Below are 14,159 nucleotides of genomic sequence, written 5' to 3' on the forward strand. Positions count from 1 at the left end.
ACCGTACAAAAATGTACAACAATCCGTATTATAGCATAAATCCTCGGTATGCACACAAGGATTTAGTCTAATAACGCCTGTGTGAAGCGCAGATCCGCCTCTAAAATCGCAGCTGCCAAACCGTCGACTGCCTCGTCATGCAAAATCGCTTGTTTCGCCTGTACGAGCGCCTGTTCCACGTCCGCTTTTTCAGCCGGCACATACGGATAATGCGTATACATATAGTTCATCAACAACTGAGTCCCGATCTCATCGCCCTCTACTGATTTCTGAAGCGAGAGGACGGTCTTCTCCCACGTCTCGATGTGCGATGTTGCCTCCATTTGCGACATCTCGTTCGTCGAATCCCCATCCGACCACTTGATGACCGCAAGTTCGGCAAAAGCCTTCTCTAACACGATTAATTTGACGAGCTTCGGTCGCTTGGATACGAGTAGCTCATGCAGCACATTGTCGAGTACCGAATCGATATTGAAATGGACATGTTGCAACGCCTCGATTTGTTCCCCTGTACTGCCTCGCGTCAACGTCCGTTTCAATTTGGCGATTGCCGCCGGAAACTCCGTCATCTTCAACACTTGAAGCACTTGATGTGCCTGTGTGTTGACCGTATCTTTTTTGTCTTGCCATTCGAGGTACTGGTTGATCCAGTGCGCCGCTTCAAACGGCTGGTCTCGCATGATGTAATACTGCGCGATCTGTAATCCGCCCGAAGCCGGTTCTTCCGCTTCCGCCATCTGGATGGCGACGAGTTCCTGCAACTTCTCGAGCGTTTCTGGGTCGTCCGGTTTTTCCATCGCACATTGGAAGATTTCCATGAAAATAAACGGGTCACCTGGAATCGCCTGATACCAATCCCATAAAATCGGTTCGATCCGCTGTCGCTCCCCAGAAGCATCTGCTTCTTGAATCATCTTATGCAGACGCGACCAATTCCCAGGGAACGGATAGTCCTGGTCCTTTTCCTTCTCCATCTTCCCTCACCCTCTCTTCCATTCCCTTTCATCTTCCGTTAGGACGCGATTCCTTGTCAATCGATTTCCCGGAAAATGAAAAAAGAGACGTTCTCCGTAGAGAGCGTCTCTATTTTAATGGAAGCGTCCCAAGAGGGATTCGAACCCCCGACCGACGGCTTAGAAGGCCGTTGCTCTATCCTGCTGAGCTATTGGGACATTGACATGAAAACTATAATAGAAAAATGGTTTCCTGTCAATCGATTTCCCATTCGAAACTCATAGTTTTCCTGCGATGTCCAAATCTTCGACGTGAGAACCGTCTTCCGAGCGATAAAAACGTACCGCTGCTTCCCCGTTTTCTAAGTCAAGAAGCGCATACGTTTTATCGGAACGTCCCCGTGGCATCCGAATCGAACCCGGGTTGATGTAGACGACCCCGTCCTCGATCAAAGCACCCGCCACATGCGAGTGACCGAACAAGACAACGTTCGCGCCAACTTCTTCCGCCCGGTAACGCAGCCGATTCAAGTCGAATTTGACGTCGTGATGATGCCCGTGGACGATGAGGATCGTACCGGCATCCGTCGTCTCAATCCGTTCGAGCGGAAGGTCTCCACCAAAATCACAATTCCCACGGACCGTTCGATACGGCAATAGATGTTCATCGACAAGTGCGAGTTGTGAATCGCCGCAATGGAACGCGTCATCAATCTCCGCCTCGTGTCGTTCAAAAATCGTTGTCAATTCTTCCGTCAGACCATGACTATCACTCACTATTAGAAAACGCATAAGCTTCATCCTTTCATGAATGGAATGATTTCTGCCTCCAGTTTTCGTAATGCCTGTCCACGGTGACTGACGACCGCTTTTTCTTCACGTTCTAGTTCGGCCGCCGTCTTGTGGAGCGATGGAACGATAAAGAGCGGGTCGTATCCGAAACCGTTCTCGCCACGTGGAGAATAGCCGATTGTCCCTTCAATTGTTCCACGAACGGTCAACGTCTCTCCTGTCGGTTTCGCCAGACAGAGGGCACAGACGAAGCGGGCCACGCGATTCGTTTCGCCGTTCAATTTTTCAAGAAGAAGCGCATTGTTCGCCTCATCCGACTTTTCAGGACCGGCGAAGCGAGCCGAATATACACCAGGTGCTCCGTCGAGCGCGTCAACTTCAAGACCGGAGTCGTCCGCGAGTACGGCATGCCCGAAATAGGCAGCAGCTTCCGTCGCTTTTAATGCCGCATTTTCTTCAAATGTCGTACCTGTCTCATCTGTTTCCGGCGCATCCGGATAGTCGAGTAGTGATTCGACCTCAAATCCGAGCGGTGTCAACATCCCTTCTAGTTCTTTTACTTTCCCGGGATTGTGTGTCGCAATGATCAACTTCATAATGTCTCCTCCGAACGTTCTCCGACGTACCACCAAGAAGCACCGAGTGCCTCTTCAGCCGTCTTGAATAATGATTCGATTCCGTGTTGTGCAAGCGCGAGCATCTCGTTCATCTCTTGAAGCGTGAACGTCGCCTCTTCACCTGTCCCCTGAACTTCGACGAACCGACCGCTCGCCGTCATGACGACGTTCATGTCGACCTCAGCCGCCGCGTCTTCCATATAGTCCAAGTCGAGAACGAGTTCATCGGTCCGTCCGACCGAGATGGCCGCGACACCTTCTTTGATTGGTGTATCATCGAGTTTCCCTTGACGGATCAAACGGTCGACAGCGAGGACGAGGGCACAAAAACCACCCGTGATGGATGCCGTACGCGTACCGCCATCCGCTTGGATGACGTCACAGTCAATCCAAATCGTTCGTTCGCCAAGACGTTCCAAGTCCACGACCGAGCGGAGTGATCGGGCGATGAGACGCTGAATCTCCATCGTCCGACCCGATTGTTTCCCACGTACCGCTTCTCGGACAGTCCGGTCACCTGTCGCACGTGGCAACATCGCATACTCGGCATTGATCCAGCCTTGCTTCTTCCCGCGAAGGAAGTTCGGAACACGTTCTTCGACAGTCGCTGTACAAATCACTTTCGTATCACCAATCGAAATGAGGACAGACCCTTCCGCATGCTTATTCACATGAGGTACGATCTCGACTGTTCGTAATTCATCAAATCGTCTCGTATCACGCAATGCCGGTCACCTCGACTTTCTCCGCATGGACCGGACGACCGAGCCATTCGCTCGCCAATCGGTCAAATAGTTCAATATCCCCCGTCGCATAAAAGGCATGGGATGGGACGGTATCTAATCCGTTCTCGAGCTCTTGATAATCAAGCATCGCTGCGACTTCGAGCGCCGTCTCGTCACCCGACGAGATGAGGTGCACGTTCGGTCCGACCACGTCCTGGATGACAGGCGCAAGGATCGGATAATGCGTACAACCGAGAATGAGTGTATCCATCTCGGAAGGTTGTAGCGGACGCAGCGTCTCTTCCACGATTTGACGGACGCGGTCTCCCGACACGTCCCCCGTTTCGACGAGCGGGACAAAAGGTGGGCAAGCGAGTGAGTACACGTCGACCTCACCAGCTACGTGACGAAGCGCCTTCTCATACGAAGCGCTCTCAATCGTCATCTTCGTACCGATGACACCGATATGTTTATTTCGCGTCCCTTTGACGGCCGCGCGGGCACCTGGGTCGATGACACCGATGACCGGGATATCGAGGCGTTTCCGCGCCTCTTTCAAAACGACCGCCGTCGCCGTGTTACAGGCGATGACAATCATTTTGACGTCTTTCTTCAATAAAAACTCAATGAGTTCCCATGTATAAGCTTCAATCTCATCGTGCGGACGCGGCCCGTATGGACAGCGTTCCGTATCCCCGATATAGATAATTTCTTCTTTAGGGAGCTGGCGCATCAATTCTTTGACTACCGTCAACCCGCCGACTCCTGAATCGAGGACTCCAATCGCTCGTTTCATTTGCATCACTTCCATTCTCACCTATCTTACCAAAAAACATCAGACGGAAAAAGAAACGTTCCCATGACAAAAAAAGACGAGGTCGCCAGTGGCGCCTCGTCCCTTACCCGAATTACTGAGCAAGACCTTCGCTAGTGAGCATGTCAGAAAGCGTGTTGATCGCTTCTTCTGCATCTTCACCTTCAGCAGTGATCTTGATTGTAGAATCTTTTGCGATACCGAGTGAAAGTACACCCATGATCGACTTCAAGTTAACTGTTTTACCATTGTACTCGAGGTTGATGTCTGACTGGAACTTAGAAGCTGTGTTAACCAACTGAGTAGCTGGACGAGCGTGAATTCCTGAATCAGCAACGACTGTGAACGTTTTTTCCATGAGATGATGGTCTCCCTTCAAAATTCAATTCTACAGGCGAACCGGCAGAATATTTTTTGTTTGTGAACTCATTATCAAATGATAGCGGATTCGCAAAAATTCTGCAAGCGGTTTTTATATTCCGGAGTCCATTCCGTTGGACGACCTTCCTTCGTCAAATGAACGAGGCTCGTTCGTCCCGCAAAGAGGAGTTGTTCTCCGTCATATGCCCCGTAATGAATATCACATGAAGTGTTTCCGACCGTCAAGATATTGGCATGCACGGTCAGCTGTTGACGTGGCATGACTTGTCGAACATAGTCACATTGCGCATCGGCGACGACGACAAACCCGTCCTTTAAGGAGAATCCTGTCGCTTCTAGCAACTCGATTCGCGCATCTTCGAAATAGATGAACGGGATCGTGTTATTCATGTGACCGTACGGATCGCACTCCGAAAAGCGGACTTTTACATCGAGCGCGACCCCTGCTTTGACACGTGTTTCCCAACCTGGCTCTCGAAAGTACTTGGTCATCGGCTCGCTTACGCCTCGACCGCAGAACCGGTGCGACCTTTGTCACTACCGAAGAACTGTTTGAACGAGTGAAGCGTCGTTTGACGGTTCATCGAAGCGATAGACGTCGTGAGCGGAATGCCTTTCGGGCAAACTTCGACACAGTTTTGTGCGTTTCCGCACTGCATGATGCCGCCGTCTTCCATAAGTGCTTCGAGGCGGTCTTCCGCGTGGAAGGCACCTGTTGGATGCGAGTTGAAGAGACGGACTTGCGAGATTGCCGCTGGACCGATGAAGTCCGATTTGTCGTTGACGTTCGGACACGCTTCAAGACAAACCCCACATGTCATACATTTTGATAACTCGTACGCCCATTGACGTTTGTTTTCTGGCATACGCGGTCCTGGACCGAGGTCATACGTTCCATCGATCGGAACCCATGCCTTCACTTTTTTCAACGCGTCGAACATACGCTGACGGTCGACTTGAAGGTCACGGATGACCGGGAACGTCTTCATCGGCGCGAGGCGAATCGGTTGCTCGAGTTTATCGACGAGCGCTGTACACGACTGGCGTGGCTTCCCGTTGATGATCATCGAGCAGGCACCACACACTTCCTCGAGACAGTTCATGTCCCAGTTGATCGGTGTGGTCTTGTCGCCGTTCGCGTTGACCGGGTTTCGGCGGATTTCCATCAATGCCGAAATCACGTTCATGTTCGGACGGTACGGCACCGTGAATTCTTCAGTATATGTCGCTTGATCCGGTCCATCTTGGCGTTCGATGATGAAGCGGATGTCTTTTTGTTCAGATTGCATTGGCGTCGTCATTTCGTCTTCGCCCCTTTCTTCGAGTAATCCCGTTTACGTGGCGGGATTAACGAAACATCGATGTCTTCATACGAGATATCGACTTCCCCATCTTTGTAACGTGCCATCGTCGTCTTCATGAACTGTTCGTCATTACGTTCCGGGAATTCCGGTTTGTAATGGGCTCCACGGCTCTCGTCCCGTTTAAGTGCGCCGAGTGTGATGACGCGTGCGAGGTCGAGCATGTGGTCGAGCTGTCGAATGAACGATGCCCCTTGGTTGCTCCAGCGTGCCGTATCCGTAGCCGAGATGTTATGGAAACGTTCACGCAATTCTTGGATTTTCTTATCCGTCGCTTCGAGCTTGTCGTTATAACGGACGACCGTGACGTTGTCCGTCATGAGTTCACCGAGTTCACGGTGGATTTGATACGCGTTCTCTGTCCCGTCCATCGCAAGGATGTCGTTAAAGCGTTCGATCTCTTCACGCTCGTTGAAGTTGAAGAGTGCGTCTGAGACGCTTTCTGTCGCTTGGTCGAGACCACGCATATAGTTGACTGCTGCAGGACCTGCTTCCATTCCGCCGTGAACGGCTGAGAGAAGTGAGTTCGCACCTAGACGGTTCGCACCGTGCATCGAGTAGTCACATTCACCGGCTGCGAAGAGTCCAGGGATGTTTGTCATTTGATCGTAGTCGACCCACAGTCCGCCCATCGAATAGTGGACTGCCGGGAAGATCTTCATCGGTACTTTACGCGGGTCGTCCCCTACGAATTTCTCGTAGATTTCGAGGATCCCACCAAGTTTGATGTCGAGTTCTTTCGAATCTTTGTGAGACAAGTCGAGGTACACCATGTTCTCGCCGTTGACGCCGAGTTTTTGGTTAACACATACATCGAAGATCTCACGTGTCGCGATGTCACGCGGTACGAGGTTTCCGTATGCTGGATATTTCTCTTCGAGGAAGTACCATGGCTTCCCGTCTTTGTATGTCCAGACACGTCCACCCTCCCCACGAGCCGATTCACTCATGAGACGAAGTTTGTCGTCCCCAGGAATCGCAGTCGGGTGAATTTGGATGAACTCCCCGTTCGCGTAGACAGCACCTTGGCGGTAAACCGCTGCCGCTGCTTGTCCTGTGTTGATGACCGAGTTTGTCGACTTACCGAAGATGACCCCTGGGCCACCTGTCGCCAAAATCACCGCGTCCGATGGGAACGCTTTAATTTCCATCGAGCGCAAATCCTGACAGACCGCACCGCGGCAGATGCCTTCTTCATCGATGACGGCACGAAGGAATTCCCATCCCTCATATTTCTCGACAAGACCTTGTGCTTCATAGCGACGGACCTGCTCATCGAGTGCATAGAGAAGTTGTTGACCTGTTGTCGCTCCAGCGTATGCCGTACGGTGGTGAAGCGTTCCACCGAAACGACGGAAGTCTAAGAGACCTTCTGGCGTACGGTTGAACATGACACCCATCCGGTCGAACATGTGGATGATTTTCGGTGCATTCTCTGCCATTTTTTGAACAGGTGGTTGGTTGGCGAGGAAGTCGCCTCCGTAGACCGTGTCGTCAAAGTGTTGCCAAGGAGAATCGCCTTCCCCTTTCGTGTTGACGGCCCCGTTGATGCCACCTTGGGCACAAACTGAATGTGAACGCTTGACCGGTACAAGCGAGAATAGTTTTACCGGAACACCCATCTCTGCCGACTTGATTGTCGCCATGAGTCCAGCTAGACCGCCACCGATGACGATCAAACTTTGATTTGCCATGTAAAATTCCCCCTAATTACAAGATGCCTGCAAACGTCAAAATCGAACGGATGCCGACAAAAGATAGTGCCAAGAACACGACACCTGATACGTAGCTCATGAGACGTTGCGAACGAGGTGACTGTGTGATTCCCCACGTGATCGAGAACGACCAAAGACCGTTCGCGAAGTGGAACGTAGCCGAAAGGATTCCGACTATGTAGAAGATCAACATGAGCGGGTTGTCGACGATGTTTTGCATCATCTCCGCATTGACTTCTACCCCGCGTAATTTCGCTAAGCGCGTTTCCCAAACGTGCCATGCGATAAAGATTACGAGGAAGACTCCTGTGAAGCGTTGGAAGAGATACAACCAGTTGCGTGCGTATGAATAACGGTTCGAGTTAATCGACCCAAGAAACGCATAGTACACGCCGTACACGCCGTGGAAGATCATCGGCAATGCGATAATCGTCACTTCAAGGAAGTACAGATACGGTAAGTTCTCCATGAATTTTGCTGCTTTGTTGAATGACTCCACCCCATCGACGATGTAGTAGTTGACCGATAAGTGAACGATCAAAAACAAACCGATTGGAATGACCCCAAGTAGCGAATGGACTTTACGACTGAAGTAGTCACGATGCGCTGCCATTCTAGTTCCCCCTTTTCACGAGCATTGGCTCGTTTTGTCAATAAAAGCGTTTTCAAATGCAGATATAGCTTTCTGACTCCTATTCTACTCTTGTGAAAATTGTATGACAAGATAACCTAGCCGATTTGTGCCACATTCTTTTCAAAAATACAGGATGACCAAATTCAGATTGGTCGTTATAATGATATAGAGAGATTGGAGTGATGGGATAGAATGGAAACGATGAGCCAACCAATTTTCGCGATTGAACTTCTTCGCGACTATGTGTTGACGGACTTGCTTGGTGAAGATTACGCCCAAGTCATCTATTGGTCAGGAAAACGGGTCGCCCGCAAATTCCCGACGATGTCTGACGATGAACTGACTGCATTCTTCGACGAGGCAGGTTGGGGAGCGTTGACGCTCAAAAAGGAACGTGGGAGTAAATTTACATACGAACTCATCCCACCGCCCACGACCCAAGCCAAGGCGACCGGTTACTATCAGCTCGAAGCTGGATTTTTAGCCGAACAGATTGCAGGTCGTTTCCAGTGCGTCGCGGAAGGATATGCCGACCCCGCCCGAAAAACTGTCCAAATCACCGTCCAACTAGACCGGAAAGACGATTACGAATAAGAGTCGATGCGTTTCGCATCGACTCTTATTTTTGTTTCTGCTGAAGTTGTTGACGCATGTAGCGACGGAATCCGTTGAGTTCATGTTGATCAAACGTCACGTCTTCCCCTTCATAGCCCTGAGTCGCCTTACGAACGACCGCTACAACATTTCCCGGAAAATGTTCGTTCTCTATCAGCCAACCGAGCGCTTCTTGTTTCGAGAGCAGGACACGTGCTTGTTCATAGGCCAATCCGCGCACCAAGTTCAACACGCAATAAATCGGATTTTCCTCTATTGTGTCGAGACAGTCGAGCGCATCTACCCGAATCGCATCAGAAAAATGAGCAGAATCGAATCCACAGAGCAATTGATGAAGTGGCTGTCCGCGCCAAATGATACCTCGTTGTAAAATCATCAACATATGAGCTGCCAAATCAGGATCGGTGAATCCTTGTTGCAATTCGGTTCGCTCTTCCCCACCTGCCTTTTCAAAACGAGAACGCCACCCTTCACTATAGTGAAACTCGAAGGGACTCGGGTGACACCAGTCTTTTATCTGGACCATCGTCATGATGCTCAGTTCGAGCGGATATGGTTCGTTGGAGTATAAGAGACAACAGTCGATGAGTTTTTGTCGTTCCTCCCGAGTCAATGCGTTCGATACGACGAGCAACAAATCTACATCACTTCGCTTCGGATGAAAGCCACCCATCGCTAATGAACCATGAATGTATATATGCTGAACGGTTGGTAGAAATTCATCAATCGCTCTCACGAATGAAGCGATTGTATTCTCCACGTCTGTCGGAAGCTGTCTCATTCATCCGTATCCTCATGCACATATTGAAGGACAGTCTCCGCCAGTTTTTCCGGTAGTCCCGCTTCTTTCAATTGTTCGAGCGAGGCCAGACGAATCTGTTTCATCGACCCGAAATGACGGATGAGCTGTTGACGACGCTTCGGACCGACTCCCGGAATCTCATCTAAAATCGATTTTGTCATCTTCTTCGTGCGCAAGCTGCGGTGGAAGGTGATGGCGAAACGGTGGACCTCATCTTGCATCCGCTGTAATAGATAAAAAGCACTCGATCGTGGATGAAGTTCCACGACCGCACCATGTTCACCGAACAACAGTTGGCTCGTCCGATGTCGGTCATCCTTTTTGAGTGAGCCGACCGGCAAGTCGAGCCCGAACTCGTTTTGGATGACGTCGAGCGCTGCATTCAACTGTCCGATTCCTCCATCAATCAATAGGAGATCCGGTAGACGCTTGTCTTCCGTCAACAGGCGGCGGAACCGTCGCCGCACGACTTCGCGCATCGTCTCGTAATCGTCCGGCCCTTGGACGGTCCGAATCTTATATTTCCGATACTCTTTCTTGAGCGGCTTCCCGTCTTCAAAGACGACGAGCGCCGATACGGCGTCAGCCCCTTGAATGTTCGCGTTATCGATGATGTCGACACGCGACAAGTTCGGGATGCCGATTGCTTCCCCGAGTTCACGCATCGCGAGCAACGTCCGCTCTTCGTCTCGGGCGAGCAATTCGAACTTCTCGTTCAAGGCGATTGTTGCGTTCTTCGTCGCCAAATCGAGCAGTTGTTTTTTCGCCCCACGTTTCGGTTGCATCACTTTCGTGCCGATGGCGTCATTTAATAAATCGAGACGGACCGTTTCCGGTACGAGGATTTCTTTTGGCACGACGTTTTGTTCATAGAACTGGACGATGAAACTTTCGAGTTCTTCGGAAGGCTCTCCATGCATCGGGAAGAGCGAGACATCTCGCTCGATCATCTTCCCACCTCGCATGTAGAACACTTGGACACACATCCAGCCCCGGTCAAGTGTATAACCGAAGACGTCTCGTGCAGTCGGGTCGGCCGTAATCATGTTCTGTTTATTCATGATCGATTCGACCGCTCGAATCTGGTCACGTAGTTCAGCAGCCCGCTCGAACTGCATGTCCTCAGCGGCGCGTCCCATCTCGACATTCAACTTCGCGAGCGTCTCGCTCGTCTCACCGTTCAAGAAACGACGAATCTCGTTGACAATTTCTTTTTGCGAATCTGTATCGACTGCGAGCTCACAAGGTCCTAAGCATTGCCCGATGTGATAATAGAGACAGAGTTTCTTCGGCATCGGCTGACATTTACGGAGCGGGTATAGTTTATCGAGCAGACGTTTCGTCTCGTTCGCCGCGTAAGCGTTCGGATATGGACCGAAGTAATGTCCGCCGTCTTTCTTCAGCTTACGTGTCGTCAATAGACGCGGATATGGTTCGTTCGTAATTTTGATGTACGGATACGTCTTGTCGTCTTTCAGGCGAATGTTGTACTTCGGGTCGTGCTTTTTGATGAGCGTCATTTCAAGGAGCAACGCCTCGAGTTCGCTCGCCGTCACGATGTACTCGAAGTCACGGATCTCTGCGACGAGACGCATCGTTTTGATATCGTGTGCACCCGTGAAGTAAGAGCGGACCCGATTCTTGAGATTTTTCGCCTTCCCTACATAGATGACCTCACCATATTCATTTTTATGCAGATAGCAACCCGGTTCGTCCGGGAGTAGTGCCAATTTATGTTTAATGTGGTCGGTATGACTCAATTCCATTCACCTCAGTTTAGCTTCCTCCTGGACGGGAAAAAGAGTGTGATATCTCGTCAGAGGAGGATTTTATATTATGAAACGATACGATGTCATCATTGTCGGTAGCGGGTCAGCCGCTAGCCAAGCCGCCACGATTTTACGTGACGCCGGTAAAGAAATTGCCATCATTGAAAACTGGACGTTCGGAGGAACGTGTCCTCAACGTGGATGTGACCCGAAAAAAATGCTCGCCGAAGGTGCCGAACTACTCGCCCGCACGGAACGTATGCGCGATCTCGGCGTCGAAGGAAGCCTATCCCTCGATTGGTCGTCCTTTAAAAAAAGGATTGATGAATATCGCTTCTCGATTCCTACGTCAAAAACGCAACATTGGAACGAGATGAACATTGATTTATATCAAGGGGAGCCTCACTTTATCGATGAAGACTCCATCGTCATCGATGGTCACGAGCTCTCCGCCCCTCAATTTTTAATCGCGACGGGCCAAACACCACGTCCTCTCGACATCCCAGGTGGCGAACTGGCGATCACGAGCGATGATGTGTTCGACCTCGACGCGTTACCGAAATCGATTCATATTGTCGGTGCCGGTTATATCGCTTTTGAATTCGCCCATATCTTCCGACGCTTCGGAAGCGACGTGACGCTTCTCATTCGCTCACGTGCGTTGAAGGCATTCGACCCGAACGTTGTCCATCGGCTCCTCGAAGAATCAAAACGAATCGGGATCACTGTCCGACACGACGTCGAACCGACACGAATCGACGGGAACGTCTTGACGTTATCAGATGACTCTACCCTTGAAGGAGTTGTCCTTAACGCCACCGGGCGAATTCCGAGCATCGAGCGACTTCATCTCGAAGCAGCAGGCGTCAATGCCGATCATCATGGTGTTCAGGTGAACGAGCATCTCCAGACGAGCAATCCGAATATATACGCCGCCGGAGACGTCGCTAACAGCCCAAATCCCGCACTCACTCCGTTCGCCGGTCAGGAAGGTCGTCTCGCTGCATTGAACATGCTTCACGGGAATACGCGGGCACTTCCCGAGCGCCCGGCACCGACCATCGTCTATGCGACGCCACCGATTGCCAAAGTGGGGCTCACCGTGGAGGAAGCGGAAGCCGAGGGCATCGACTTCGACGTGAAAGAAACGGACATGTCCCATTTCCTCACCTATTCACGCATCAATGACACGACCGCCTATTCGAAAGTATTGTTGAGTGCGGAAGGTCATATCATCGGGGCACATCTGATTGGGCACCATGCCCCGGAACTCATCAATCTGTTCTCTTTCATTATACAGAACAAACTGTCGCATCAACACGTGAAGCACTTAGAAGTCGCCTATCCGACGGCTGCCTCAGATATTTCATATCTCGTTTAATTTAAGTGTCCCCGTCGCGTTTTTATCATTTTTCAACAGAACATTTATGGTATGTAATTTCACCATAAAAAAACGACTCAGATCGCATTTTCGATCTGAGTCGTCATGTATTGAGAAGAGTTCATATTATAGTTTTGTTATTCTCGTTTACTATTTACGATTGTTAATGATTTCAGGTGCTAGCCAAGATGGACCTTTGTGTGCAAAAACAGAGTCATGGATATCAACGTTAGCCGTAACATCACGCGAGATGTTCTCAGCTTCTTGTCTAGACATAGGTTTTTTCTGACGATTAGCAAAATATACTAAGAATTCTTCTAAATCTTTTGTAAAACGTTCACGATCTACTGTTACGGTACCCATCAACATCCAACTCCTTCCCGCCATCTACTTCATAGGCTTTTCTTAGAACAAGTTTATCACAAAGTGCTAATCGTTCTATCCATGATACCTTTGATCACTTGTTGTTTATCTATTTCCCCATCCCGAAACTTCGAAACTAAGTCAGCAGGATTATTATCACTCATAATTCCGTATATAAGTGAGTGCCTGTGAATAAGACCTTCTATAAAAGATAACAGACCCTGATGAATAAGATTTATGTATCCGAATTTAGAATCTCATGAATATAACTTTCTTCTTGATTTAGTTTTTCAGACAAATTGGTATCGTTTAAAGCATGTGCAATTAAGTGCGCGCTGCTTAATAACTCTCTTGAATAATTCTCGTTATTTAAATGCAGTTCTATCATGCTCTTGCGTAAGGTACATAAAGCAATCTGAGTATAGAACTTTCGTTCTCTAAAGACTTTTAAAATTTCATCGTTTAACTTCTGTGCTTCCTCAATTCTTTTTTCTCTTAATAATAAATGAACTAAATTATATTTGAAGGGTAAAAAAATATTTTCGTGTTCTGGATGACGCTTGTATTTTTCCCCTTGCTTCAATGCAAATTCAGCTATATATTTGGCAGTTTCTATCGGAAATAAGAATAAAATATTATTGATTAGTCTAATATCCCATAAATACCAACTATCTGAGTTTTTTAACCTCTCCCATATTTTATCTCCGTGTGTTGAAGCTAATTCAAAATTATCGTCTTTGATGGCCATTAGTGCTCTCGAAACATTAAGAATATCGTTAATATAGCGATCTGAATTCTTTTTTAGATATTTTATAGAATCATTAATGATTTGGTTTAGTAAGTCTTCGTCTATAAATTTTATTTGATAAAAATTATATAGGATTTCTTCTCTAAGTGACCGATGCTTTAACGAATATAAATATTCGAATTCAACAATGTCTATCTCTAAATTAATGAGCAGTTCTTTAAATTTGTTATAACTGATCTCAATTTCTCCTAATTCAAATTTTGAGTAATTCGTTTGATGCATAATGCCCTTTGCGACTATTGATTGACTGTAATTTTTTGATTTTCTAACGTCTCTGATTATAGCCCCTATATCGCTGTACATATTTACACTCCTGCCATTAAATAATCATATATGATTATTTCAGACTGTAGACAAAACGCCCGTTTCATTTCGTCTGAAACGGGCGTTTTGTCGTATTTTGGGCCATGAGGCGCTCTGACCGAGCCT

16 protein-coding genes and 1 tRNA gene are annotated in these 14,159 nt (G+C 48.8%); 2 read left to right on the plus strand and 15 right to left on the minus strand.

The features are described from left to right. Positions 1-62 precede the first annotated feature (62 nt). The 11 genes from KNO99_RS13905 to KNO99_RS13955 form a co-directional block, all read right to left on the minus strand. Positions 63-974, minus strand: a complete 912-nt coding sequence (locus KNO99_RS13905; RefSeq protein WP_214749751.1) for a hypothetical protein — start codon at positions 972-974, stop codon at positions 63-65. 124 nt (positions 975-1,098) lie between these two features. Continuing rightward, positions 1,099-1,172 (minus strand) — tRNA-Arg (locus KNO99_RS13910). Positions 1,173-1,232: 60 nt separating this feature from the next. After that, positions 1,233-1,745, minus strand: a complete 513-nt coding sequence (locus KNO99_RS13915) for a metallophosphoesterase family protein (protein ID WP_074032782.1) — start codon at positions 1,743-1,745, stop codon at positions 1,233-1,235. A 5-nt stretch (positions 1,746-1,750) separates the two neighbouring features. Continuing rightward, positions 1,751-2,341, minus strand: coding sequence for an XTP/dITP diphosphatase (locus tag KNO99_RS13920; protein WP_214695264.1), 591 nt, complete (start codon positions 2,339-2,341; stop codon positions 1,751-1,753). Continuing rightward, on the minus strand, positions 2,338-3,087 hold the full coding sequence (gene rph, locus KNO99_RS13925) for a ribonuclease PH (RefSeq protein ID WP_074032777.1): 750 nt from the start codon (positions 3,085-3,087) through the stop codon (positions 2,338-2,340). Before rph ends, KNO99_RS13920 begins: the two co-directional genes overlap by 4 nt. Beyond that, the gene (gene racE, locus KNO99_RS13930) at positions 3,080-3,883 is read right to left on the minus strand and encodes a glutamate racemase (protein WP_305794033.1); all 804 of its coding nucleotides are present in this window, start codon (positions 3,881-3,883) and stop codon (positions 3,080-3,082) included. Before racE ends, rph begins: the two co-directional genes overlap by 8 nt. A gap of 112 nt (positions 3,884-3,995) precedes the next feature. Beyond that, on the minus strand, positions 3,996-4,259 hold the full coding sequence (locus tag KNO99_RS13935) for a phosphocarrier protein HPr (protein ID WP_015881106.1): 264 nt from the start codon (positions 4,257-4,259) through the stop codon (positions 3,996-3,998). A gap of 74 nt (positions 4,260-4,333) precedes the next feature. After that, positions 4,334-4,774 (minus strand): acyl-CoA thioesterase, encoded by a 441-nt coding sequence (locus KNO99_RS13940; protein ID WP_074032771.1) that lies wholly within the window; start codon positions 4,772-4,774, stop codon positions 4,334-4,336. 8 nt (positions 4,775-4,782) lie between these two features. Beyond that, positions 4,783-5,571, minus strand: a complete 789-nt coding sequence (gene sdhB, locus KNO99_RS13945; protein ID WP_193343274.1) for a succinate dehydrogenase iron-sulfur subunit — start codon at positions 5,569-5,571, stop codon at positions 4,783-4,785. An 8-nt stretch (positions 5,572-5,579) separates the two neighbouring features. Continuing rightward, entirely contained in the window at positions 5,580-7,337 is a 1,758-nt protein-coding gene (sdhA, locus tag KNO99_RS13950) for a succinate dehydrogenase flavoprotein subunit (RefSeq protein ID WP_074032768.1), read from the minus strand. A 16-nt stretch (positions 7,338-7,353) separates the two neighbouring features. After that, the gene (locus tag KNO99_RS13955) at positions 7,354-7,971 is read right to left on the minus strand and encodes a succinate dehydrogenase cytochrome b558 subunit (protein ID WP_015881102.1); all 618 of its coding nucleotides are present in this window, start codon (positions 7,969-7,971) and stop codon (positions 7,354-7,356) included. Between the two features lie 222 nt (positions 7,972-8,193). On the opposite strand from KNO99_RS13955, the gene KNO99_RS13960 reads away from it, so the two are divergent. Then, positions 8,194-8,586: a YslB family protein gene (locus KNO99_RS13960; protein WP_243834707.1), complete on the plus strand. Its 393-nt coding sequence runs from the start codon at positions 8,194-8,196 to the stop codon at positions 8,584-8,586. Between the two features lie 25 nt (positions 8,587-8,611). Here KNO99_RS13960 and KNO99_RS13965 read toward each other — a convergent pair whose 3' ends face one another. Together KNO99_RS13965 and uvrC are read right to left on the minus strand one after the other, a co-directional pair. Continuing rightward, the gene (locus KNO99_RS13965) at positions 8,612-9,388 is read right to left on the minus strand and encodes an aminoglycoside adenylyltransferase domain-containing protein (protein WP_214749757.1); all 777 of its coding nucleotides are present in this window, start codon (positions 9,386-9,388) and stop codon (positions 8,612-8,614) included. Further along, positions 9,385-11,175, minus strand: a complete 1,791-nt coding sequence (gene uvrC / locus KNO99_RS13970) for an excinuclease ABC subunit UvrC (protein ID WP_074032756.1) — start codon at positions 11,173-11,175, stop codon at positions 9,385-9,387. The genes KNO99_RS13965 and uvrC overlap by 4 nt, the downstream gene beginning before the upstream one ends. A 70-nt stretch (positions 11,176-11,245) precedes the next feature. Between uvrC and KNO99_RS13975 the strand changes: the two genes are divergently transcribed. Continuing rightward, positions 11,246-12,559, plus strand: a complete 1,314-nt coding sequence (locus tag KNO99_RS13975) for a dihydrolipoyl dehydrogenase family protein (protein ID WP_214749759.1) — start codon at positions 11,246-11,248, stop codon at positions 12,557-12,559. A 150-nt stretch (positions 12,560-12,709) separates the two neighbouring features. On the opposite strand, the gene KNO99_RS13980 is transcribed toward KNO99_RS13975, so the two are convergent. Both KNO99_RS13980 and KNO99_RS13985 read right to left on the minus strand, forming a co-directional pair. Beyond that, complete coding sequence (locus tag KNO99_RS13980) at positions 12,710-12,922, minus strand: hypothetical protein (protein WP_214749761.1); 213 nt, start codon at positions 12,920-12,922, stop codon at positions 12,710-12,712. Positions 12,923-13,157: 235 nt separating this feature from the next. Beyond that, positions 13,158-14,033: a helix-turn-helix domain-containing protein gene (locus KNO99_RS13985; RefSeq protein WP_214749764.1), complete on the minus strand. Its 876-nt coding sequence runs from the start codon at positions 14,031-14,033 to the stop codon at positions 13,158-13,160. Positions 14,034-14,159: the final 126 nt, after the last annotated feature.

The organism is Exiguobacterium sp. s189, from assembly GCF_018617615.1.
GTDB lineage: Bacteria > Bacillota > Bacilli > Exiguobacteriales > Exiguobacteriaceae > Exiguobacterium > Exiguobacterium aestuarii_A.